Below are 23402 nucleotides of genomic sequence, written 5' to 3'. Positions count from 1 at the left end.
GTAGGGGAAGGGGCGTCCCGTTTATTCTCCTGTCGCGCCACCGCCTGCATGACGACGATCATAGCCGCCGTAGAACTGCCCGTCGGGATGTGATCCCAGCTTGGCACCTCCAGCAAGAACGCCCTCGGCTGAGCCCCAGGGCTGATGCGTCTCAATCGTATAGCCATGAGCGCGCAGGGTGGCGATGACGGGTTCCGACAGGGCGCCGGGTTCGATCTCGACGGCTTCTGGCTGCCATTGTTCGTGAATGCGGGGCATGTCGACCGCTTCCTGAATGGTCATGCCGTAATCGACCACACCCAGAATCGCCGCGAGGGTAATGGTGGGAATGCGTGAGCCGCCCGGGCTGCCAATGGCCATGATGGCCTTGCCATTTCGGGAGAGAATGGTGGGCGACATGGAAGAGAGCGGCGTCTTGCCGGGAGCAATCGCATTGGCCTTGCTGCCGACAATGCCGAACATGTTCGGCTCACCGGGTTTGGACGAGAAATCATCCATTTCGTCATTCAGGAAATATCCGGCGCTGCCTGCCATGACCTTCGCCCCGAACCAGCCATTGAGCGTATAGGTGACCGAGACGGCATAACCCGAGTGATCCATGATCGAGTATTGCGTGGTTTCGCGCTTTTCGGGCTGCGGGTCGCCAGCCACGAGGCTGGAAGAAGGCACCGCATCTTCGGCTGGAATGGCAGCGCGGATTTTTGCGGCATAAGCCGGGTCGATCAGATGAGCCACAGGGTTTTTGACGAAAGCCGGGTCGCCCAGATCGCGCCGGTCCGAATAGGTGTGACGCATCGCCTCGATTTCCTGATGCGTCGAGCGCGCGCTGTAGAGCCCTTCGGATTTGAGGTCATAGCCTGACAGGATATTGAGCATTTCGCACAATGCCACACCGCCGCCACTCGGCGGGGGGGCGGTATCGATCTGATAGCCACGATAGCTGCACCGTATGGGCGCCATGATTCGTGGCTTGTAGGCGGCGAAATCGGCCATGGTCAGCAGGCCACCATTCGCCTTGCTGACGCGCACCGTTTCTTCAGCAATCCAGCCACGATAAAAGACGTCCGGTCCCTTGTCGGCAATGGCCTGAAGCGAGCGGGCGAGGTCGGTCTGTCTGAAGCGCTCGCCAATCGTGAAGGGCTGGCGGTCGGCGCGCAGAAAGATTTTCGAGGCGTAGGGATCGTTGATGAAGGCCCTGGTCGAGGTGTTCAGCAGATGAACGTCATTCTCTTCGAGCACGTAGCCTTCACCGGCCAGAGCGATGGCGGGTGCCATGACCTGAGCCCGTGTCAGATGTCCCCAGCGTTTCAGTGCGAGATCAAGCCCGGCCACCGTGCCGGGCACGCCCACGGATTTCCATCCGATGGTCGAGAGCCCCTTGATGATCTTGCCGTCCTTGTCCTGATACATCGTCTCGGTGGCAGCAAGCGGAGCATGTTCGCGGAAATCGATGAAAAAGGCTTTGCCATCCGGTGTGTGCAGGGTCATGAACCCGCCGCCACCGATATTGCCTGCAGCCGGATAGACCACAGCTAGCGCGTAGCCCACGGCAACAGCGGCATCGACAGCATTTCCGCCGTCATGCAGGATCTTTGCCCCGACATCAGACGCCAGATGCTGCGCCGAGACCACCATGCCATGCGCGCCCTGCGTCGAGGGAATAGGGGGGCGACTGGTCGCGGCGCCGCCAAAATTGAGCGCGTCGCCACCTGGTGCTGCCTGGGCAGAGCCGAGGGGCGAGAGCGTGACGGCACAGGACAGGGCGGAAGCGGACAGAAGCTGACGCCAGCGGCCCGGCGTTGAGGCAGGGAAAGACATAAGACGGTCCTGAAATCAGTGAGAAGAAGCGGGTGAAGAGGGGTGTGGCGCCGGGCTGAGCGCATCATTGCTGCGATCGATATCAGGAATGGCATGATCCGGGTCGAGGCTGGCGCGCCGCACGGGGCTGCCGCCTTTGAGTGTCACGACATGGGTATTGCCGCCGCTCCAGACTTCTGTCGGAATAACAATGCGTTCGACGCTGCCATCCTCACGGGTGACGGCAAGTGTGACCGGCAAAGGCAGCCACCCCTTGTTGCTGATCGTCAGCGAGACGCCTTTTTTCGGGTCCTTGTTGGTATAATCGATGGCATCGAGCGCATAATCGGGGCTGCGATTCTCGAAATACCAGCCGCGCCAGAACCAGGAGAGGTCTTCACCTGCATCGCTCTCCATCAGACGGAAAAAATCCGAAGGGGTCGGATGCTTGTAGGCCCATACGGCGATGTAATGGCGAAAGGCGCGGTCGAAGCGTTCCGGCCCCAGGATCTGGCTGCGCAGCAATTCGAGCCCGTAGGCAGCCTTGAAATAGGCCATGGCATGACGATTGCCATGACCCGGAATGGTGGATGAGGTCATGAGCGGGTCATAGACAGGGTCTTTCAGGATTTTGACGATGTCATCTGCTGGCTTGCCCGTGTCGGGGGCATATTCGCCATCCTGCTTGGGGGCGAATTCTCCCTTGTTGAAATGTCGGGAGGCGAGGGAGTCGATGAAGGTGTTGAACCCTTCATCCATGAAGCCATGGCGGCGCTCATTGCTGCCGACAATCATGGGGTACCACCCATGGCCCAGCTCATGGGTGGTGATCCAGAAGAGCTTGGCGTCGCGGTCCTGCATGCCGTCAAAAACGATGCCGGGATATTCCATTCCGGCGCCATGACCGCCGACATTGATCGCTGTGGCCCAGGGATAGGGGTACCAGCTCGACGAGAAATACTCGATGCTGTGCTTCACATATTCCGTCGATCGGTCCCAGGCCTGTGGGCCGATGCCCTCTACGGGGTAAACCGACATTGCCAGTCGTGGTGTGGGTTTCAGCCCCGGGGCTGGAGCTACAGGCGGCAGATTGAGCTTCGCCGCATCCCAGAGCAGGGCAGCAGAGGCAACAAAGGCCACATCGCGCGTATTGGGCATGAAAAAATGCCAGCTACGGGTGCCGTTCGCCGATAGATGGGAGGCAGTTTCGATATCGGCCTGATTGCGTATCAGCACGCGTTTTTCGCTCACGCGTGCCTGCGCCAGACGCTGGCGTTCCTGCGCCGTCAAGACGTCTTTCTCGTTGAGGAGCGCTCCCGATCCGACAACGAGGAAAGTTGACGGCACCGTGACGCGATAATCGATATCGCCGTAATCGAGATAGAATTCGCCACCCAGATAGGGAGCCGTGTCCCAGCCACGCAGATCGTCAAAAACGGCTATGCGCGGATAAAACTGGGCAATTTCGAAAATATCCCCATTCCGCGACGGGGTGACTGCTGTACGACCACCCCAGGTTCCGGGGATTTCGTAATGCCATGATACGGTGAATTTCACGGTGCTGGCAGGTGCAAGCGGGGTGGGGAGGGCGATCTGCATCCGCGTGTCGGAAATCAGCGGCGTGACAGCAATTTCCTTTCCATGCGCGTCAAGCAGCGCGACACGGTCGATCTGCATCCCCTCTGTGTGGCCGTGTGCCTTGAAGCGCGCTGGCATGGCGGCTGCGCCTCGTGAGGTCTCGCGATAGATATTCTGTTCAAGCTGCAGCCAAAGCACGTTCAGGGTGCTGGGGCTGTTATTGGAATAGGTGATGGTCTCCTGCCCGGTCAGGCGATGGGCAGGGGCATCGAGCGCGACATCGATGCGGTAATCCGCCCTGTTGTGCCAGTAATCGGGGCCGGGCGTTCCATCAGCGGAGCGATAGCGGTTGATCGCGGTCGGATAGTCGATAGGCGCGAAGATATGCGCGGGCTTTGGCTCCTGCTCTGGCCCTGTCTGGGCCGGAGGAGGTGCTGCTGCGACAAGCAGGGTGGCCAGCCCTGTTGCAGCGCTGGCCTTGAGAATGGGCTTTGTCGCCGCCCGACAAAGCGGCTTAGAAATTCGCATCGACACGACCGAAATAATAGGCGCCGGTCATGGAAAGCGGAGAGGCTGAGTCGTAGATCTTTGGCCCGAGATAATTCACGACAGCGGGCACCATGCGGGGACGCTGGTTGAAGATGTTGTTCGAGCCGATCGCCAGGCGCCAGTGCTTGTTGACGCGATAGGCCACTTCGAGATCGGTGGTCCAGACAGGCGTGTTTTCGAAGGGCAGGAAGGTGGTGGTGGAGTAGCGGACGGAAGACGGTGCGAGATCTTCATAGGTAAGCAGGGTCTTGTAGGAGCCAAAGCGCGTCTCGCGAATATTGACCCCCCATTTGCCGTAATCCCAATGCGCATTGAGGATGATCTTCGAGCGCGGCACGCCCTGCGCCGAAGCCTGCGTCTGGGCGTTGGCGAAAGGATTACCGAAGATATTGGTGTTGAGATGGCTCACCACCGTGCGGTTCAGGTTGAGCAGCAGGGAGAGATCGAGCGAGCCGTAGCGATGCAGCAGGAAGCGGTAATCGCTCTGGATATCCAGACCCTGCGTGCGGGTGCTGGCTGCGTTGGCGTAGTAATAGGCCTTGATATTGCTCAGAGAGACGCTGCCGCCTGTTGCGATATCGACACCGGCCGCCTGAATGGCTTCGAGAGCCGATGTGCCTGCGATGCTGGATGCGGCCAGGATACGGTCACGGATGTTGATCTGATAGACATCGGCAGAGATGTGGAACCGGTCGATCGGCTCCAGCACGATGCCGCCCTCAGCGCTGGTTGACCGCTCAGGCTTGAGCGATGAGGCCCCGATGGAGCGCGCCGCAGTGCTGTTGGCCCCGAGCAGGCCGGAAGCGCCTGTCGGAGAAACGCTGAGCGAGCTGTAATGCTCCTCGGCCAGTGTCGGCGCACGGAAACCGGTGCTGATCGTGCCGCGGATGGCGATGCGACGTGTGAAATCATAGCGCGTGGTGATTTTGCCGGTCTCGGTGTTGCCGGCATCGGTGTAGTGTTCGAAGCGACCGGCGAAATCGAGATCCCAGTGCTTCAGCGGGTGGAAATCGCCATCGAGATAACCGGCCCAGACATTACGCTGCCATTCGCCCGCGCTGACGGGTGAGATGCCTGCATAGCCGGATGTGCCGCCATAGAGATAGGAGGCGTCATTGCCCGCGCCCACATGGTACATTTCGAGACGGTGTTCGGCGCCCATGGCGAACGTCATGGGGGTGGCCATGCCGACATTGAAATTGCGGCGCATGTCGAAATTGCTCGTCCACTGGGCCATGCTGTAGGTCGCCGCGCGCGTGGTCGTCGGGGAATAGCCATACACATTGGCATAGCTGGAATTATAGGTGTTCTTGACGCCGATATCGTCGTCATCCTGCCCGTAAAGCGTGCTCAGATCCCAGCTGAAGCCGAAAAGATCGTCGCCCTTCAGGCCAAGATTGGCCTGAAAGTTGTTTTCGTCGATCGTTTCCAGAGGTGAAAAACCATAGGGGTAGATCGTGGTCGGTGCCGAGGCCCCGGGGAGGCGATAATTCTCATAGGCTTCGGCGTGGCGATGGGCATAGGTGACCAGCCCGTAGGTGCGCAGGCCCTCGACAATATCCTTGCCCCATTCGATCGAGAGGTTTTCACGCGTTTCTTCGGGCGTGCTTTCGATCTTGTTCGAATTGGCAGGCCAGGTCGAACTGGCAGTCCAGCGATGGTCACGCGTGCTCTTGTTATCGGCCACGAAATGATCGGTGTGGTAAATCTGGCCCGAAATATAGACGAAGCCGTCCTGACCCCATTTGTGGCCGCCATCGGCACCGATCAGATATTGCCACCCGTCGCCATTATAGGCGTTGGCGCCTGTCTGGGCATAGGTATGGATGCCGTGAGCGCTTTTCTTGGTGATGATGTTCACCACACCGGCGATGGCATCAGACCCATACATGGCGGCGGCGCCATCGCGCAGCACTTCCATATGGTCGATGGCCCCTGCCGGGATCATGTTGAGATCGACCGGTGTGGTCCCACCCGCCATGTTGCCGGTGATATTGCGTCGCTTGCCGTCAACCAGCACCAGAACCTCATTGGCCGATAGTCCGCGCATACGAACGGATGAGGTCAGGGCCGCCGTATCATTGCCCAGTGCAGAGACGCTGATGGACGGATCGAGACGTGACAGAACACTGGCGAGGTTAAGCTCGCCCGTGCGCTCCATCTGGGCCTGTGTGTAAAGCGTGATGGGAGACGAGCTGTCCCGAACGCGTCGGTTGGACGAGCGCGTGCCGGTCACGATGATGGCTTCGTTCCCACCATCGGCTGCAGCCAGCGCCGCCTTCTTTTTCCGGGGCGAGGCGGCAGGGGCCGCTTGCGCTGTCGTCGGCTTTTGTGCGGCACCGGGTGCTGCGGCATGATTGCGGTGTTTATGCGATTTTGTGGAGGTTGAAATCGTGTCTGCGCCGAAAGCCGGAAGTCCGAACCCCTGAAACAGGGCGGTTGATGAAACGAGTGCAAAGGCGAGGGTTTTTCTGGAAACAGTCCGCTTTCTTGGCATTTCTTCGACTTTCAGGACGCTATCGACACGATACGATTTCGTAATATCCGATCATATGCAAGTGCTTTGATCAACAAACAAAAAAGAAACATTATGTAACTAGGTCATTGGATGTGGAATTTGATTACGGTCAAAATATTTTCTTGGGATATAAGAATTTATAAATTGAATGTGCTGTATGAAAATATCTCATATACAAATAATGATGTTATCCTCTCGGTGATGGGAGAATTTCTCTCATCAGATTCGGGAGGCGTTACTATGACGGTGCGATACGATAGAGATGCCATGATTGCTGCTCCCGCTTTACAAGAGGCGGGTAAGCCTTGGCAAAAAGCGCATGAGTAGGGGGCCATGGGGAATGGCGGCCCCTGTTTTCAGACCAGGTTCTGCACCTGTGTCGATTATTGGTCTGGAAAGCGCGCCTCGGTTTGAAGGCAGGGCTTTGCGCTGTGCCGTTCCGGGGGTGGAATAGCGGCATCAGCCCGGTTTGCGTTGATAGATGCTGCAAGCGGAGGTCATTCCCTCTTTTTCCGCAGCATTGTCTGACCGGATTGCGGTTCTGAGCCGCAGGCAGGCTTGCCCTGCCGGTAGCATTACCGGCAAGGCGCACAGGTCAGGCTGCTGCGCGGCAGTCTGCTGCAGTCATGTCCGATTCAGCCGGGTAAAGGCTGGTCGATACGATCTCGATGCTGAGCGTCGAGCTGTCCGAGGTATCGGCATCGTTGAGCGCGATCCGGGCTGATCCGGCCGTCCAGCGTGTCCGGTTATTTTCGATCGTATGCCAGCCAGAAGCTGTCTCTTGCGTCAGATGTGCCCGCAACTGGTGGGTTTCTGTAGCGCAGAAATGCGTCACATCGCCGACCAGAACACCCAGTGCGCGGCGATCATCGACAAACGGACCGATCATTTCCGATGGTTTGCCGGTGCGCGTCACGAGATCCACGAAGGATATTTCGGGCGGTAGAACGAAGATGTGATGTTTGTCGCTGATCCGGTCTGAGGAGATTTTTTCGCCCTTGTCGGTGACCAGATGGATGCCGGCTTCTTCTGTCGCTGCGACAACAGGCATCTCGGCGGCCATACCAAGAGCCTGCGCGCGGTCGCAGAGACCACGATAAATCGGTTCGACAAACGCTCTCTCTGTGCGCAGGGGGAGGGCGCTGTCATTGCCCCAGGTTTTCTGCTGCGGAATATGCAGGGCCACAAGGGAGTCCGACCCGGAAACGCTCGTGAAATTCTCCTTGGTGCCCGTATCCAGATAGCTTTCGCAGAGAAGGTTGTTGGCCCTGATGATGGAATGACGGGCGAGTTCGATATGAAACACCTCATAGGACGGTGTCTGCGTATCGAGCACAATCGACTGTCCGTTCACCAGCATGCGTACAGGCACGAAGGCGTTGTCGATGCACAGGCAATGCTCACCCGTGATCAGAAGATCGGCAGACGGTTCATTCGGCGCAAAGGCGTCTTTTTTGATCCGTACCGGATAGCCCTCTTCGGCAGAGAGAATGGTTCTGCGGCCGGTCCAGATCACCATGCGAGACGTGTCTTGCTGATCGCCGAACACGCGCACCTGGCTACCGATACGCAGATCTTCGACAGCGACGCTGCCCAGAACCGTCTCGATCAGACTCCCCGCCAGAAAGCACTGTGTCACCGCAAAAGAGGCCGTGCCGTTTGGTTCCCCATGAGGGGCGGTAGCATAATTGGAGGTGATCGTTGTGCCAAAAGGAATCGAAAGGGATGCGCCGGGGGAGACATTTGAATAGAACTCCAGCCGGGTTGCCGCGCTACCGCCCGACGCGCCGGTAAGCCCGATGCGATAGGTGCCAGCCGGAAAATCCGACATCATGATTTTCGATGTCTCATTGAAGCCTGAAACAGTCGGGTAAGCAGTCAGGCCAGAGGTGAACTGACCCGCCGCATATTGGAGAATGCTGTAATCACCCGAGAAATTCACCGAGACGCTGTTGCTGGCCATGATGACCTGGCTTTCGACATAGGCATTGCCCTGAATGTTGATCTGGCCAGCTGTGAGATAGGCCGGGCTTGCCCCGAGATCGTTGATGATCAGGACGTGAGAAGCATTTTCAACATTGAGCGTGCCACCAGCCTGCAGAAAGCTCGCCTGCACATAGACAGTATCGTAAGCGTCAGTGACGGTGATGGTATCGTCGGTCTGGATTACACCTTTTTGGGCCATCGTCCGGTTCTCTCTTTTTGATTATTTATATTCGGGAGATTGTGCGAAGGAAAAAGGATTATGCAAACAGATAATACAACAAATTAAGCAATTAACGTTTTTATAAAAAAAATAATATTGCGTGGTTTAGAATCACAGGAATTAACTCTATCCGGGTCTTTTCCGGGCCGGCGGTGCTGAACTGACGGTCCTTTGAAGGCCCGTTTCGGACACAGTCAGGCAAATGGCTTTCTGCCCCTTGTCCGGCTCGCCAGGGGGCGAGCCGGTTGCGGTGCGGCTAGAGGCCGAGAAACTGCGCCGTGTCCGGATCGACAGGAATACCGAGTTCCGCGCGTTTGCTCGCTTCTTCCCACTCCTTGTCACCGGGTGCACAGACAGGCACATCGGCTTCAGCCGGGGGAGAATTGCGAAGCACATCGAGATAGCGCTCCATTTCCGCTTCAAAAGCCTCCTGGCCGATGAAGCGGGCCGGATCGAAGGCCACCATGATGTGACCGACATTTTGTGGCTTCGGGCCTTTCTGCGCCTCGGCGGTCGAGATCATGACGGGGTCAGGGTCGGCCCCGGCAAGAATGGCAGAGAGAATCGTCACCATGCCCGCAAGCGCTGCCCCTTTATGGCCATAGGCCATGCCGCCAAGCGGTTGAAGAAACCGCGCCTGCATGGCGTCGAGTGTCGGGTGGCCTTCCTCGTTCAGAGCCACTTCCGGCGGAAGGGGCAGGCCAAGGCTGCGATACAGCTTCACGCGGTTGAAGGGGATGGATGACGTGGCCATGTCGAGCAGCCATGGCTGGCGGTTGCGTACCGGTGCGCCCATGGCAATGGGGTTTGTGCCATGAAAGGGCGCCCGCCCTCCCGCCAGAGCCACGGCGGGGTCTGAATTGCTGAGCACGAGCGAGACGAAACCCTGTTCGGCAGCTGCCAACGCATAGGCGCCACCTGCGCCGTAATGGGTCGAATGATGCACGGTCACGGCACCGATTCCGGCATGGCGGGCCAGAGCGACGGCCTCATTCATGGCGCGATAGGAGGAGGCATGGGCAAGGCCATAATCGGCGTCGAGTCGCCCAGTCGCCGGGGCTGTCTGTTCGAAGCGGCGCAGCGGGCGCTTGTTCACACCGCCATTGTTGAGCATGTCAACATAATAGCCGATCAGTCTCACGCCGTGGCTGTCTGTCCCAAGGCATGACGCATGCATCAGGGCCCGCACGGTTTCGGCGGCGTCTTCAGGCAAGGCATCTGCGGCAACGAGCCTGGACTGGCAGGCTTCGGCAAGCAGAGCGGCCGGATAGCGTATGGCGTCGTTCATGGAAAATCCGTTTTCAGCGGTTATTGGGAGCCGAGCATCTTCCGTGCCCGTTCGCGGTCGAGTGCGCCTTGCCATGCTGCAAGAACAACAGGCGCAACGCAATTCCCGGCCAGATTGCCGACGGCGCGTGCAATACCGCTGAACCAGTCAACGGCGATTAGCAGAACGAGGCTCGAAAGCGGAATGGAGGGAGCAGCGGCCATGGTGGCGGCCAGCACAACAATGGCAATGCCCGGCACGCCATGCGCCCCTTTCGACGTGATGAGCGCCGTGGCCAGCATCGAGAGGATCTGTGTGAGGGTGAGTGGTGTGTGCGTTACTTCAGCCAGAAAGACGACGGCAAATCCTAGATAGATCGAGAGCGCATCGAGGTTGAGCGAATAGCCTGCAGGCACGACCAGCCCCACGACCTGACGCGAAATGCCCATCGCCTCGAGCTTGGTCATGATGCTTGGCAGGACGGAATCGGAACTGGTCGTGGCCGTGACGATCAGGATCTCTTCTCGAAAATAGCGCGCAAAGCGCAGCGGGTTGACGCCGCAAAGCTGAAGCAGCCCGCCAAGTATAACGATGATGAAAACAGCAATGGCGCCGAAATAGAGAATGACGAACAGGGCCAGATGGTCGATGGCATCCAGCCCGTATTCCGCCACCGTGGTCGAGACCGCTCCGAAAACGCCAAGCGGGGCCGTGGCGATGATGACGCGCATCATGCGCGAAAAAAGGGACGAGAAACTCTCGATCAGCTTCGTGATAGGTGCGCCAGCCTCGCCCAGTCGCGACAGGCAGCAGCCCAGAAGCACGGCAAAGAACAGGATCTGGAGAATATTGCCTTCGGCAAAGGCGGCAACAGGCGAGCGGGGAATAAGGTTGAGAATGAACCCCGTGACCCCCTGGCCATGCAGGGCATGGGCATTGGCAGCATAACTCGCCACCGCCCGCGCGTCTTCGGGGCTGGGCGTATAGCTCATGCCGCGCCCCGGATGCAGCAGCAGCGCGGCCCCGACCGAGAGCAGCAGAACCAGCGTAGTCATGGCCTCGAAATAGATCAGGGCCCGGCTACCCAGCTTGCCCACCGCACCGAGCGACCCCGCGCCGGTAATGCCGCTCACGACGATGCAGAACAGAAGCGGCCCCACGATCATGAGGATGAGGCGAAGGAAAAGATCGGTCAGCCAGCGGCATTGATGGGCAAGATGAGGGGCGAAAAGCCCGATCAGAATCCCGCCTATGGTGGCAATGATGACCTGAATGAAAATGCCGGGGCGATAGCGGGCGGATTTCTTCAGGTCATGGGCGCTCAAATCGGCTCTCCAGTCAGAAAGGCGGGGCCGGATCAGGCCCCGCCATAAGGGCGGTCGGGTCGTGCGATCAATAGGTTACGTTGATTTTCGCGCCAACAAAACGGGGCAGGCCGGGAATGACGCCGTAGAAGGTGGCCTGTGTCCCGCCGGACAGCCAGTAGCGGCGGTCGGCAAGGTTCTGGCCATAGACGGTCAGCGACCAGTGTTGCTTGGGCGCGGCGAAGGTCAGGAAGGAGTTGACCAGGAAATAGGCAGGGGCCCGATAGATGCCGCCATCGCCAATATGCTGGGGCTGTGTCTGGGCACCGCGATAATTATAGTCGACATCGAAGGTCATGCGATAATCGCGGAACATGGGCCAGGTATAGACCGCAGCTCCGGACAGGGTGAGATTGGCCAGCCCCATATTATAGCCGTTGTAATTCGTATAGACGGGCGACCAGACACCCGTGGAAGCAAATTGGGCGGTCGTGGCGCTGCGGTTCAGGCTCTGGAACTGGGTGTAGACACCGTTCTGGTAGCCGAAATTCTGCGTGAGCGTCAGGCCATGAAACGGATGCGCCTCGATGTCGAATTCAGCGCCGTAGATATAGGAGCGGGGCGCGTTCACATAGCCACCGAGCACGCCATAGGGGGGCACCAGAATGCTGCCCAGAAGCTGCTGGTCGCGATAATCATAATAGAAACCGGCCGCGTTGAAGCGCAGGCGACGGTCGAACAGCATCGACTTGAAACCACCCTCATAGGTCAGCACGGATTCAGGCTTGAAGGGGCGAAGCTGGTTGGCGTTTTGCGTGATATTGGCCGAGAAACCACCAGGCTTGAAGCCTTTCGAGAAGATGGCATAGCCCATGATATTGGGGGTTACCTGATATTGCAGGCCAACACGCCCGCCAAACTGGTTGGTCAGGGCACCGGCGCTGCCGAAATTGGTCTGTGCTGTGGCAAGGCCCGTGTTGAGATTGACGTTGGTGCTCGTCAGATTGAGCATCTGTCGATCGTCTGATTCGTGATTGATGGCCCCGATCAGGGTGAGCTTGGGCAGTATGCGGTAGCTGAGCTGCACATACTGGTTGAAATTCTGCTGGTTCTGACGATACGAGGTTTCGTTCAGCGGCGTGGTGCCGGGCCGGTCGGAGCTGTCATACCAGAAGCTCTGGGCCATGCGGGCGCGGCTGTAATACATCCCCGTTTCCCAGTGGAGGCGCGCCTTCGGGTCGCGTGATTCCAGCTTGATCTCCTGAGAGAACACATTGGTCTGGTTGTTGCGGAACATGTTGCCGTAAGACAGAACCGAGTTGGTCTGGTTGGTCAGTTCGTGTTCATCGACCATTTCATAGGCGCTTTGCGTCCACAGACGCGCCCAGCTGAAGTCTTTGGTGTAGCGGATATTCGCGCCCCAGAAGAGATTGTCCTCACGCGGCTTCGGGTTGTTGGCATTGATGCCGATAATCTTGGCAAAGCGCGGGTCCAGGCCCCAGGCGGTCTGATAGATGTCGTTCGTGACCGGCACGCCATAGGCGTTGTAGAGATTATGCCCTGATGACGATTCAGACTGGTCGGTCGTCCAGTGGCCGCCAATATCAAGGCGTGAGGTCTCGTCAATTTGCCAGCGCAGCTTGCCACGCAATGCGCCGATATTGCTGTTGCCATAACCGACGCCCTGGCCGTTATGCTGGAAACCGCCTCCCGTGAGCGATTGCCCTGCAATACGATAGGAGACGCTGCGTGAGAGTGGGCCGGAGACAAACCCTTCGACACGATTGCGGCCGTAGCTTGCGATATCCTCGGTCAGGCCTGCGTGGAATGTCTGTGTCGGATCGCCCGTGTGAAAATTGATCTCGCCGCCCGTGGTTGACTGACCATGGGTGAAGCCCGAGGCACCGGGAGCGACCGAGATATCATCCATATCGAACAGCATGCCAGTGGTCATGATGCTGACCGGATAAGCGACGCCATCGACATAAGGCATGACCGAGGGCGTGTTGTTCTGGGTAAAATCCATCAGCCCGACGCCGCGCAGGGCAAAATTGAGGGCAGCGCTGCCAAAGCTCGGCTGAATGGTTAGGTTGGGAGCAACACGCACGATATCGGTCAACTGCCGAACGTTGCGATTCTGCAACTCCTGACGCGACAGGATGGTTTCGGAATGGGCGTTGTGCTGGCCGGCGCTGGTTACGCCGCGACGGGCGGCAACCTGAACCGTTTCGCTGCCGCCATTGAGCGGCGCATGAGAGCGGGCCTTGCCATGTGTCGCGGTCTTTGTGTGCGTTGAGGCAGAGGCGGCCTGCGCCGTCGCGCCAGAAAGAAGAAACGGCGACGCCACAATGGTGGAGACGAGCAGAACTGTCCGACAGGACATCATGCGCGAGGGGCGATGGCTCTTCTTGGGGGGCATGGACGGCTCCGACAGCGATATTTCTCGTATGGGCAGGACTTGTATACTAACTAGAATACAAACTGGAACAGTTCCACAACGAAATGAAAAATTTGTGAAAACCGCGTCTGACTGTTGCTGGTCCGATACGATGCAACCCGCTTGCCTTGGGTCTTTCCCCAGCGCATAAAACACTCATGCAGCATCAGAAACTCGACCCGGAACGTGCCAGCGGCCTCGTGATCGAGGAGCGTATCATTCACGCCGTGCTTTCAGGCCGAATCGCCCCAGGCGAGCGCTTTGGCGAGAAAGAGGTCGGCGAGATCTTCGGGGTGTCGCGCACGCTGGTGCGCGAGGCGATGATACGCCTCAGCAGTCGTGGGCTGGTCGATGTCTCACCGCGTCGCGGCTGGTTCGTCATCGAACCGACCGTGGCTGAAGCGCGTGAAATCATCGAGGCCAGACGTGCGGTCGAGACAGGGCTGATCATGGATCACGCGCTCGTCTCGCCAGAAGCCATCGCGCGGTTGCGGGCGCATCACGAGGCCCAGCAAGGGGCTATTGCCGGACAGGATCTGGCGAGGCGCTCCTATCTGCTCGGCCATTTTCATGTGCATATGGCCGATGTGCTGGGTAATTCGGTTCTGGCCGATATTCTGGAAAATCTGACGGCGCGCACCGTGCTGATTTCTGCCCTGTATCAATCGGAAGAAGACGCCCAGCATTCCTGCAACGATCATGGTGAGCTGATTTCGGCCATGGAGCGCGGAGATCGGGAAGAGGCCATACGCATCACGCAGGACCATCTGGTGCATCTCGAAAAAGCCCTGCGCAATCGTGCAAGAAGCAATCGCCATACCGGATTGAGTGGCGCACTGGCCGAGTCATGACCAATTCCGCCCTGCTATGGCAGGGCGGGCAGGATCAGGGCGGGTAGTGTCAGCGGCGGGTCAGAGCCGCCCGTCGATTGTAAAGCCGAAGGCGCGCGGCTGGCCGATCTGGGCCTGAAGGCCAGCCCAGTTGGTGCGTCCGCTGAACAGGATATTTTCGTTGGTCAGGTTCTTGCTGTAGAACCGGATCGTATAATGACGCGTGCGATAACCTATATGGGCATTGAGCACATTATAGTCTCCCGCTACCAGCCCCGTGCCGCTTTCCACCTGCGAGGTATAGCTGCCGACGCGGTTGAAAATCGCCCCCATGAACAGGCCGTTTCTGAAGCTTTTCTCGACACCGATATTGAGTGTTGCCGAGGGGGCATTGCTGAATTTCTTACCCTCGACTGAATGATAGGCCGCAGGGGCATCAAGAATCTTGGTGTCCAGAAGGCCAAGTCCGCCGAAAAACTCGAGGGTTTTCGTGACGTGGTAAATCGCCTCGAGCTCAAGACCCAGACTGCGCCCATGCGGGATATTGACGAAGGTATAGTTCAGCAGATCCTGATAGTCGTGATAATCATTGTAAAACAGATTGGTGTTCAGGCTCAGCTTGCGGTCCAGCAGTTCGGTATGGCCGCCAAGCTCATAGGTCGTCACCGTTTCCTTCCCGTACTGATAATAGGTGCCGTTGTCCCAGTCGATGGCCCCACCGCCCGGGTTGTAGCCGCGTCGTACGGTAAAACTTGCACTGGTTACCGGGGTGAAGCTGTAGCTCAACCCGCCTTTTGGCAGGAACATGGTCGTTCCGGCATTGAGCGCGACCTTGCCCCATGAGAGGGCAACATTGCGTGCCTGCTCCTCTCGTTCGACGCGCGCGCCCGCAATCAGGCTCAGCCCGCCGACAAGATGAAGGGTTCCGTCGACATAGCCTGCATAGGTGCGTTCGGCATCAGGGCCATTCACGCCCATATCCGATCGGATATTCTGGTCGCGGTTGAAATAATAGAACCCGGCGACACCGTTGAAACGACTCTGCGCCGGGGCAAGAACGAGCCTGTCCTCGACCGTATTGTTCTGCTCGCGCAGGGCCAGATGGCCAAGGCTGTTGGCGCTGCCGATGGCGTTACCCTGATGGAACAGCGCGTCATACCAGACATGGCCATAGGTCAGTTCATTGGTCAGGGAAGGAGAGATCCGGTAACTGGCGCGCAGGCTTGCCTGATCGATGCTCGAATCCGAGATGCGCGTGTTCATATCCGCATTATCGAAGTGATAGCGAAACAGGTCGGGGCCCGTAGCGGTGTAGAGATATTCACCGTGCTGTTCGCGGTGCCAGCCCATGAGCGTGACCTTGAGAGCAGGCAGGATCTTCGGTGTCCAGAGCAGCTTGCCGCGTATCGAGGTCTGACTCACTTCATGCGGATTGAACGGCCAACCACTTCCCGGATAGCGGATGTAGCTGTCGCCGCGCACGCCGTCTGTCGTGAGGCGAAAAGCCAGCTCATCCTTGATGATCGGGCCGGATAGCAGCCCGGCAAAGACCCCTTTGCTGCCTGCGCTTTCATAACCGCCCCTGACGCCAGCCTGCCAGTACTGCGTCGGTGCTTTGGAATTCAGCGTGATGGCACCCCCTATGGCGTTTCGGCCCTGTGTCGTGGCCTGAGGGCCGCGCAGCACGCTGACCTGATCCATATCCCAGGTTCCGGCATCGACATAACGCTGGCCTGAATAGGTTTCGGGCAGGCCATCGATAATGGTTGCCGTTCTGGGGCGACTGCCTGACATCAGGCTGAAAATACCACCCGCAGCGCCAGAGCCCGTCACGCCACGTATGGTCGGAATATCAGCAGCATTACCGATCATGTTGGGCACGCGATTGACCACGTCATAAAGCGATCGGTATTCGCTTGCGTCGAGATGACGCAGGACCGTTACTGCGCTGTTCGTGTTCTTCAGGTGGTCGAGCTTGTCGCCAACAACCACGATCGTCTCGGTCGGGTTTCCGCTGTCATTATTGCGTGGCGCTTCTTTTTTGCTGCCTTGCTGTGAGGTGGAAGCCGTTTTCCTGTTCTCGTCTTCGGCCTGCGCCGTATCGGGAAGACAGAAAGCGCCACTCACCAGGGCAAGCAGCAGGGTTCCGGCTACCGGGATATTCCGGCCTCGTGACAGAACAGCAGGACAGGGGGGCATTGGAGAGGGGCCTTTCGATGAATACCCCATTATTGATAATGAGAATCATTATTAATAAAAGTCATTGGTGCCTTTCCAGCCCTGCACAACAGTCACTTCGGCGTAACTTGTTGCGAAGAAGACACGAGGCAGAATCCGCTACAGAAGGAGGCAGCAGCCAATGTCTGGCGGCAGATTGGCGCGGCGTTGACAGGTAAATCCTGTTACTGAGCGCAGGACAAACAATTACACCTTGAATAACCGGGGCGGTAAGGCTTGGCGCATGACGATCCTGCCCGCCTCCTCCCTGATGACCGATCTGAATTTTGCCGCGACCCTGTCGTCGTCGCTGCCATTGCCGCATCCGGTCTTCGGGCGCGAGCTTCGTGTCGGTACGCGGGCATCGCCTCTTGCGCTTGTTCAGGCACGCAGCTTCATGGCGCAGCTGGGTGAGACCTTTCCGCTTCTGGAAATATTCGGCTCCCTGCAGGAGCGCCGAATCTCGACGAAAGGCGACCGCGATCAGGTCAGGCGACTGGCCGAAATCGGGGGGAAGGGGCTTTTTTCGAAAGAGATCCACGAAGCCCTGCGCGCTGGCGAGATCGATTTTGCCGTTCACAGCCTCAAGGATCTGGAAACCTTTTTGCCCGATGATCTGGTGCTGGACTGCACGCTCAGGCGTGAAGACCCGCGTGATGCTCTTGTGCTGCGTGATCGAAATGCCGTGCAGCCAGGTCAGGACCCGCTGGATTGCCTGCCGAAAGGAGCCGTTATCGGATGTGCCTCTGTCAGACGTCAGGCGCAGATTCTTGCCAGAAGACCCGATCTACGATTCTGCCTCATACGGGGCAATGTGCAGACGCGGCTGCGCAAGCTTGAAGAGGGGGCATGCGATGCCACGTTGCTGGCTCTTGCCGGGCTGAACCGTCTGGGCATGGCCGCGCGGGCTGATGTGGTTTTCGAGCCCGATGACATGCTCCCCGCCTGCGGGCAGGGCATTATCGGTATCACCCTGCGTCGCCGCGACACCGGGCTGCGCAAGCTCATGACGGCAATCGAAGATCCGGCAACCCGTCTGGCAGCAACGGCAGAGCGCGCCTTGCTCGAGGTGCTTGACGGGTCATGCCGCACGCCCATTGGCGGCTTTGCCAAGTTCGAGAACGGGCGTCTGGTCCTGCACGGGCTGATCGCTGCCGAAGATGGCAGCGTCGTGGTGCGGCGAGAGATTGCCGGTCTGCCGGAAGAGGCGTCGGCGCTCGGAGCCGAAATGGGCGCCATGCTGCGCCGGGACACGCCAGCCGCTGTTTTCTCCCGGCTGATCGGTCAGCCGGGGTGGTAGGACGCCGCTGTGAAGTGGGGTTTTTCCTATAAGAGATATAATTACAATCGGTTTGATAAATAACAATACTGAAAATAAACCGGGAACCACAATAATGATCCTCAAAATCTGGGGGGTCATGGAAAATACTCAGGGAGTAATGAAATGAAGCTTCTGAAGTTCGGGATGGCAGCGCTGATCGCTTCCACCACATTGACCACGCTGCCTTCTTCAGCCCGCGCAGACGGCATCGAGAAGCCCCATGAGTTCTATTGGCCGACCCGCCTCAGCCTGGCACCGCTGCGTCTGCATGCAGCAGAATCGAACCCCTATGGCGGCGATTTCGATTATCCGCGTGCTTTCCAGAAGCTGGATCTGAACGCAGTCAAGGCTGACATCCGCAAGACCCTTACCCAGTCGCAGCCCTGGTGGCCTGCAGATTACGGCACCTATGCACCGTTCTTCGTGCGTATGGCCTGGCATGCCGCTGGCACCTATCGCGCCATGGATGGTCGCGGCGGTGAGGAAGGTGGCGAGCAGCGCTTCGAGCAGCTGAACAGCTGGCCCGACAATGCAAGCCTGGACAAGGCGCGTCGCCTGCTCTGGCCGGTGAAGAAGAAATACGGCCGTGACCTGTCCTGGGGCGATCTGATGGTGCTGACGGGTAACGTCGCCCTCGAATCCATGGGCTTCAAGACACTCGGTTTTGCCGGTGGTCGTGCCGATGACTGGGAATCAGAGCTGGTCTACTGGGGCCCCGGCACCCAGTTCGGCGCATCGAACGTGGACTCGCAGATCAAGAAGTCTAGCGTCGAGCCCGGCGGCCATCTGCCCAAGCCTCTGGCCTCCACCACCAAGGGTCTGATCTACGTCAACCCGGAAGGCCCGAATGGCGTGCCTGATCCGGCAGCGGCTGCTCAGATGATCCGCCTTGCTTTCGGCCGTATGGCCATGAATGACGAAGAGACTGTGGCGCTGATCGCTGGGGGTCATACCTTCGGCAAGGCTCATGGTGCCGCTTCGGCCACGAAATGCGTCGGTGTTGCACCGGCTGCCGCACCGGTCGAGCAGCAGGGCCTCGGCTGGGCCAATCACTGCGTGCAGGGCAAGCTGAAGGCGACCGACGCCATCACCAGCGGTCTTGAAGGCGCATGGTCGGCTGATCCGATCCACTTCACCTCGCAGTATCTCGACAATCTGCTGGGCCATGAGTGGGTCAAGACCAAGAGCCCCGCTGGTGCCATCCAGTGGATGCCCAAGGATGCGGAAAACATCGTGCCGGACGCCAGCGACCCGAACAAGGCGCATCCGCTCATGATGTTCACGACCGATATCGCGCTCAAGACCGATCCGTCCTATCACGAGATCATCACACGCTGGGCGGCTCATCCCGAGCAGTTTGCCGATGCTTTTGCCCATGCCTGGTTCAAGCTGACGCATCGTGATCTGGGGCCGAAATCGCGCTACTTCGGACCTGAAGTCCCGGCTGCCGATTTCCTGTGGCAGGACCCGCTTCCCGCTGCGCAGGGGGCAACGATCAATCAGGTCGATATCCGCGAGCTGAAGAAGGCCATCGCCTCTTCGGGTATCTCCGAGCGTGACCTGATCAAGACCGCATGGGCTTCTGCCGCGTCGTTCCGCACCTCCGACCATCGTGGTGGTGCCAATGGTGCCCGTATCCGTCTGGCACCCGAGAATGACTGGGCTGTTAATGATCCGGCCGATCTGAAAATCGTTCTGCCGAAGCTCGAGGCCGTGCAGAAGCGCTTCAACAGTGCCAACCATCATGGTCGCAAGGTCTCGCTGGCCGATGTGATCGTGCTGGCCGGCAATGTCGGTGTCGAACAGGCCGCCAAGAAGGCTGGTGTCAGCCTTGACCTGCCTTTCGCACCGGGTCGTGTGGATGCCGGGCCGGAGCAGACCGACAAGCAGAGCTTCGCCCTGCTGGAGCTGAGCGCCGATGCTTTCCGCAACTACTATCGTGCGGAGCAGGATGAGAAGTCTCCCACCGAAATGCTGGTCGATCGTGCGGGTAATCTCGATCTGACAGTGCCTGAAATGACGGTGCTGCTGGGTGGTCTGCGTGTGCTGGATATCAACACGGCGCATTCAGAGCAGGGTGTTCTGACGACCCGCCCCGGCGCACTGAGCAACGACTTCTTTGTCAACCTGCTCGACATGTCGACGCGTTGGGAGAAGTCGGCTTCTCAGCCTGGTGTCTATGACGGGTTTGATCGCGAGACGAACAAGCAGCGCTGGACGGCCTCGTCTGTCGATCTGGTCTTCGGTGCCAGCTCCGAATTGCGGGCCGTGGCTGAAGTCTATGCGTCTGATGATGCACAGGCCAAGTTCGTGACCGATTTCGCCAAGGCCTGGACCAAGGTGATGACGCTCGATCGCTTCGATCTGCATCGCAACTGAGCTTCTGACGAAGCAGATTCCCGCCAGCACCATGGTGCTGGCGGGTCAGGAGAGTAGACCATGTCCAGAATGATACGTGCTCTGGCGCTCTGCGCCGCCATGATGCCTCTCGCCGCTCAGGCTGCGACGGTAGAAGTGAAGATGCTGTCTCACACAGCCAACGGCGGCCGGGGCTTCGAACCCGCCATCGTGCATATCCAGCCCGGTGATACGGTGCATTTCATTGCCAGCGATCCGGGGCATAACGCCCAGTCCATCACCGGCATGATCCCTGACGGGGCCACCCCCTTTGCCGGTCAGATGGGTCACGATCTCAGCGTAACGTTCTCCAAGCCGGGTCTCTATGGTTATAAATGCCTGCCGCATTATTTCCTGGGCATGGTCGGGATGGTCGTGGTGGACAAGCCGGTGAATGAGGCCGCAGCCAAGGCCGTTTCACAACCGGGTGCGGCGAAGATCCGCTTTGATCAGCTTTTCGCTCAGCTCGATCACTCCTGAGAGCGGATGCCATGGCCGGGTCTGATACAAGCACAGGGACACAGCGCTACACGCGTGTAGCAAGCCTGCTGCATTGGCTGATTGCCGCTCTTGTTCTGGTACAGATCGGCCTTGGCCTGACAATGGATCACGTGACCCTTGATGACATGGTCACGTTTTCCCTGTTCCAGACCCATAGGGCTCTGGGCATGATCACCCTGGTTCTGGTTGTGCTGCGGGTGGTCTGGCGTCTGCGTCACAAGCCACCTGTTCTGCCAGCCTCAGAAACGGCATTGATGCGCCATATCGCCTCAATGACTCATGCTCTGCTCTATGCCGGACAGGTTCTGTCGCCGCTCAGCGGGTGGGCGCTGGCATCAGCTTCATCGCTGGCTCTGCCACTCAGCATGTTCGGTCTGTTTGACTGGCCGCTTCTGCCATTATCGGCGGATGGTCGCTTTGAGGATCCGCTGCGTCTCGTCCATCACTGGGCCGGATGGGGTTTTGCCGCCCTTATAGCCCTGCATATCGGTGCTGCCCTCTGGCACGGTGTTGTCATGCGCGACGGGCTAATCTGGAGAATAATCCCCTTTTCCCGCCACGCGTCCAAACCGCAGTAAAATTCGGTAAGGCCGGATTTTCTGTCCTTCGGGGCAACCGGACAACAGGGATGGTGTCCAAGCCGGTTTGTTTGAAACCCTCTCCCGAAAAGGAGAGGATTTCTTGTCTTCAGGCGTTGAACAGGGCCGAAATAGCGGTCTGGGCATCCTGCTGGATCTGCTTCAGATGGGCCTCGCTGACGAAGCTTTCTGCATAGATCTTGTAGACATCTTCCGTGCCTGAGGGGCGGGCTGCAAACCAGCCATTATCGGTCGTGACCTTCAGGCCGCCAATAGCGGCGTCATTGCCCGGTGCGCGGGTCAGGGTTGCCGTCACGGCGTCGCCTGCCAGATGCGTCATGGAAAGCTTTTCCGGGGTGAGCTTCGACAGAATGGCTTTCTGCTCTGCATTCGCAGCCGCATCGATGCGCTGATAGAAAGGCGCCCCCAGTTCGGCGGTCAGGGCATGGTAGTGCTCTGCCGGGGTCTTGCCGGTTACGGCGGTGATTTCTGCGGCCAGCAGACCCAGAATCAGACCATCCTTGTCAGTCGACCACACGCCACCGTCACGACGCAGGAAGGATGCGCCCGCGCTCTCTTCGCCACCGAAACCGAGCGTGCCGTCATACAGCCCGTCGACAAACCATTTGAATCCAACAGGGACTTCAACCACTTCGCGGCCGATCTTTTTCGCGACGCGGTCGATCAGCGCCGAGCTGACCAGCGTCTTGCCGATCTTCGCGTTCGCTCCCCAGCCCTTGCGCTGGGTGAAGAGATACCAGATTGCGACGGCGAGATAATGGTTTGGGTTCATCAGCCCGTCGGGGCGCGAGACGATACCGTGACGATCGGCATCCGTATCGGTGGCGAAGGCGACATCGAATTGCGAGCCCATGCCGATCAGACGGGCCATGGCATAGGGTGAGGAACAGTCCATACGGATCTGACCGTCCCAGTCTGCGGTCATGAACCCGAATGCCGGATCGAGCTCCATGCTGACGATCGTGGCCTTGAGGTCGTAGCGCGCGATGATGGCAGGCCAGTAATCCAGCGCCGCGCCACCCAGCGGATCGATACCGATGCGGATGGTCGAATTGCGGATGGCCTCCATGTCGATGACCGCGCCCAGATCATCGACATAAGGCGTGATGAAGTCATGGCCGCGTACACAATCGGCCTTGCGGGCTTCTTCGTAAGGCAGACGATGCACGTCCTTGAGACCGGCAGTCAGGAAGGCATTGGCCTGATCCTGAATGACCTTGGTGATATCGGTATCGGCCGGACCACCATGGGGCGGGTTGTATTTGAAGCCGCCATCGACCGGCGGGTTGTGCGAAGGCGTAATCACTACGCCATCGGCCAGCCCCTCGCTGCGTCCCTTGTTGTAGGTCAGGATGGCATGGGAAACGACCGGGGTAGGGGTGAAGCGACTGTTGCAGTCGATACGCACCTCGACGCCATGGGCGGCGAATACCTCGATGGCCGAACGCTGTGCCGGGTCTGACAGGGCATGGGAGTCGATGCCGATGAAAAGTGGCCCCGTAATTCCCTTGTCCTTGCGATAGCGGCAGATCGCTTCTGAAATGGCGAGGATATGGTTCTCGTTGAAGCTCGTATGCAGTGACGACCCACGATGACCGGAGGTGCCGAATGACACGCGCTGGCTTACAATCGCCGGGTCTGGCTTGCGGTTGTAATAGGCCCCGATGAGTGCCGGTATGTCGGCGAGGGCGGAGGGATCCAGCGTCTTGCCGGCGAGGGGGCTGACAGCAGTCATGAGTCTTCGGGTCCTTGATCTTGCAGGCGGTCCTGATGGCGCAAGGTGACACCGCCCGATGGCGCCGAGTCAATGCGTCGGAATACTTTCATGAACACATCACATGGCCGTTATGCGGCATGGAAGTGACGGTCCGGATCATAATC

At 58.8% G+C, this 23402-nt stretch carries 15 protein-coding genes; 6 read left to right on the top strand and 9 right to left on the bottom strand.

Going from position 1 to position 23402, the window contains the following annotated elements; all coding sequences use genetic code 11:
- Nucleotides 1-21 precede the first annotated feature (21 nt).
- From ggt to AA105894_RS10345, 3 genes are read right to left on the bottom strand one after another with little or no spacing between them, the layout of a single operon-like run.
- A complete protein-coding gene (gene ggt, locus AA105894_RS10355) occupies nucleotides 22-1818 on the bottom strand; it encodes a gamma-glutamyltransferase (RefSeq protein ID WP_267311632.1) in 1797 nt (598 codons plus the stop codon).
- A gap of 15 nt (nucleotides 1819-1833) precedes the next feature.
- Complete coding sequence (locus tag AA105894_RS10350; RefSeq protein WP_267311631.1) at nucleotides 1834-3903, bottom strand: M1 family metallopeptidase; 2070 nt, start codon at nucleotides 3901-3903, stop codon at nucleotides 1834-1836.
- Nucleotides 3890-6421 carry a TonB-dependent receptor plug domain-containing protein gene (locus tag AA105894_RS10345; RefSeq protein ID WP_267311630.1) on the bottom strand — a complete coding sequence of 844 codons (2532 nt, stop codon included), beginning with the start codon at nucleotides 6419-6421 and terminating at the stop codon, nucleotides 3890-3892. Before AA105894_RS10345 ends, AA105894_RS10350 begins: the two co-directional genes overlap by 14 nt.
- Nucleotides 6422-6532: 111 nt before the next feature.
- Between AA105894_RS10345 and AA105894_RS10340 the strand changes: the two genes are divergently transcribed.
- Nucleotides 6533-6769 carry a hypothetical protein gene (locus tag AA105894_RS10340; protein WP_267311629.1) on the top strand — a complete coding sequence of 79 codons (237 nt, stop codon included), beginning with the start codon at nucleotides 6533-6535 and terminating at the stop codon, nucleotides 6767-6769.
- A gap of 268 nt (nucleotides 6770-7037) precedes the next feature.
- Here the strand turns inward: AA105894_RS10340 and AA105894_RS10335 are convergent, their stop codons facing one another.
- From AA105894_RS10335 to AA105894_RS10320, 4 genes are all read right to left on the bottom strand, one after another.
- Complete coding sequence (locus AA105894_RS10335; RefSeq protein WP_267311628.1) at nucleotides 7038-8627, bottom strand: Hint domain-containing protein; 1590 nt, start codon at nucleotides 8625-8627, stop codon at nucleotides 7038-7040.
- Nucleotides 8628-8904: 277 nt separating this feature from the next.
- Nucleotides 8905-9936: an Ldh family oxidoreductase gene (locus AA105894_RS10330; RefSeq protein WP_267311627.1), complete on the bottom strand. Its 1032-nt coding sequence runs from the start codon at nucleotides 9934-9936 to the stop codon at nucleotides 8905-8907.
- Between the two features lie 20 nt (nucleotides 9937-9956).
- Complete coding sequence (locus AA105894_RS10325) at nucleotides 9957-11240, bottom strand: cation:dicarboxylate symporter family transporter (protein ID WP_267311626.1); 1284 nt, start codon at nucleotides 11238-11240, stop codon at nucleotides 9957-9959.
- 67 nt (nucleotides 11241-11307) lie between these two features.
- On the bottom strand, nucleotides 11308-13638 hold the full coding sequence (locus tag AA105894_RS10320) for a TonB-dependent receptor (protein WP_267311625.1): 2331 nt from the start codon (nucleotides 13636-13638) through the stop codon (nucleotides 11308-11310).
- A 176-nt stretch (nucleotides 13639-13814) separates the two neighbouring features.
- Between AA105894_RS10320 and AA105894_RS10315 the strand changes: the two genes are divergently transcribed.
- The gene (locus AA105894_RS10315; protein ID WP_267311624.1) at nucleotides 13815-14507 is read left to right on the top strand and encodes a GntR family transcriptional regulator; all 693 of its coding nucleotides are present in this window, start codon (nucleotides 13815-13817) and stop codon (nucleotides 14505-14507) included.
- Nucleotides 14508-14567: 60 nt separating this feature from the next.
- Here AA105894_RS10315 and AA105894_RS10310 read toward each other — a convergent pair whose 3' ends face one another.
- Nucleotides 14568-16685 carry a TonB-dependent receptor gene (locus tag AA105894_RS10310; protein ID WP_267311623.1) on the bottom strand — a complete coding sequence of 706 codons (2118 nt, stop codon included), beginning with the start codon at nucleotides 16683-16685 and terminating at the stop codon, nucleotides 14568-14570.
- Nucleotides 16686-16947: 262 nt separating this feature from the next.
- Here AA105894_RS10310 and hemC point away from each other — a divergent pair, with 262 nt between their 5' ends.
- From hemC to AA105894_RS10290, 4 genes are all read left to right on the top strand, one after another.
- Nucleotides 16948-18003: a hydroxymethylbilane synthase gene (hemC, locus tag AA105894_RS10305; RefSeq protein WP_267311622.1), complete on the top strand. Its 1056-nt coding sequence runs from the start codon at nucleotides 16948-16950 to the stop codon at nucleotides 18001-18003.
- A gap of 144 nt (nucleotides 18004-18147) precedes the next feature.
- On the top strand, nucleotides 18148-20403 hold the full coding sequence (katG, locus tag AA105894_RS10300; RefSeq protein WP_373316762.1) for a catalase/peroxidase HPI: 2256 nt from the start codon (nucleotides 18148-18150) through the stop codon (nucleotides 20401-20403).
- A gap of 60 nt (nucleotides 20404-20463) precedes the next feature.
- Nucleotides 20464-20901: a pseudoazurin gene (locus AA105894_RS10295; protein WP_267311621.1), complete on the top strand. Its 438-nt coding sequence runs from the start codon at nucleotides 20464-20466 to the stop codon at nucleotides 20899-20901.
- 11 nt (nucleotides 20902-20912) lie between these two features.
- Nucleotides 20913-21500 (top strand): cytochrome b, encoded by a 588-nt coding sequence (locus AA105894_RS10290; protein WP_267311620.1) that lies wholly within the window; start codon nucleotides 20913-20915, stop codon nucleotides 21498-21500.
- Between the two features lie 109 nt (nucleotides 21501-21609).
- Here the strand turns inward: AA105894_RS10290 and pgm are convergent, their stop codons facing one another.
- Entirely contained in the window at nucleotides 21610-23256 is a 1647-nt protein-coding gene (pgm, locus tag AA105894_RS10285) for a phosphoglucomutase (alpha-D-glucose-1,6-bisphosphate-dependent) (protein ID WP_267311619.1), read from the bottom strand.
- Nucleotides 23257-23402 lie beyond the last annotated feature (146 nt).

It is taken from the genome of Asaia spathodeae NBRC 105894 (assembly GCF_025994195.1).
GTDB lineage: Bacteria > Pseudomonadota > Alphaproteobacteria > Acetobacterales > Acetobacteraceae > Asaia > Asaia siamensis.
This window is presented reverse-complemented; position numbering and strand designations above follow the sequence as displayed.

Coding starts and splice junctions, on each gene's coding strand:
- ggt (WP_267311632.1), bottom strand. CDS start 1,818: ATGTCTTTCCCTGCCTCAACGCCGGGCCGCTGGCGTCAGCTTCTGTCC.
- AA105894_RS10350 (WP_267311631.1), bottom strand. CDS start 3,903: ATGCGAATTTCTAAGCCGCTTTGTCGGGCGGCGACAAAGCCCATTCTC.
- AA105894_RS10345 (WP_267311630.1), bottom strand. CDS start 6,421: ATGCCAAGAAAGCGGACTGTTTCCAGAAAAACCCTCGCCTTTGCACTC.
- AA105894_RS10340 (WP_267311629.1), top strand. CDS start 6,533: ATGTGGAATTTGATTACGGTCAAAATATTTTCTTGGGATATAAGAATT.
- AA105894_RS10335 (WP_267311628.1), bottom strand. CDS start 8,627: ATGGCCCAAAAAGGTGTAATCCAGACCGACGATACCATCACCGTCACT.
- AA105894_RS10330 (WP_267311627.1), bottom strand. CDS start 9,936: ATGAACGACGCCATACGCTATCCGGCCGCTCTGCTTGCCGAAGCCTGC.
- AA105894_RS10320 (WP_267311625.1), bottom strand. CDS start 13,638: ATGCCCCCCAAGAAGAGCCATCGCCCCTCGCGCATGATGTCCTGTCGG.
- AA105894_RS10315 (WP_267311624.1), top strand. CDS start 13,815: ATGCAGCATCAGAAACTCGACCCGGAACGTGCCAGCGGCCTCGTGATC.
- AA105894_RS10310 (WP_267311623.1), bottom strand. CDS start 16,685: ATGCCCCCCTGTCCTGCTGTTCTGTCACGAGGCCGGAATATCCCGGTA.
- hemC (WP_267311622.1), top strand. CDS start 16,948: ATGACGATCCTGCCCGCCTCCTCCCTGATGACCGATCTGAATTTTGCC.
- katG (WP_373316762.1), top strand. CDS start 18,148: ATGAAGCTTCTGAAGTTCGGGATGGCAGCGCTGATCGCTTCCACCACA.
- AA105894_RS10295 (WP_267311621.1), top strand. CDS start 20,464: ATGTCCAGAATGATACGTGCTCTGGCGCTCTGCGCCGCCATGATGCCT.
- AA105894_RS10290 (WP_267311620.1), top strand. CDS start 20,913: ATGGCCGGGTCTGATACAAGCACAGGGACACAGCGCTACACGCGTGTA.
- pgm (WP_267311619.1), bottom strand. CDS start 23,256: ATGACTGCTGTCAGCCCCCTCGCCGGCAAGACGCTGGATCCCTCCGCC.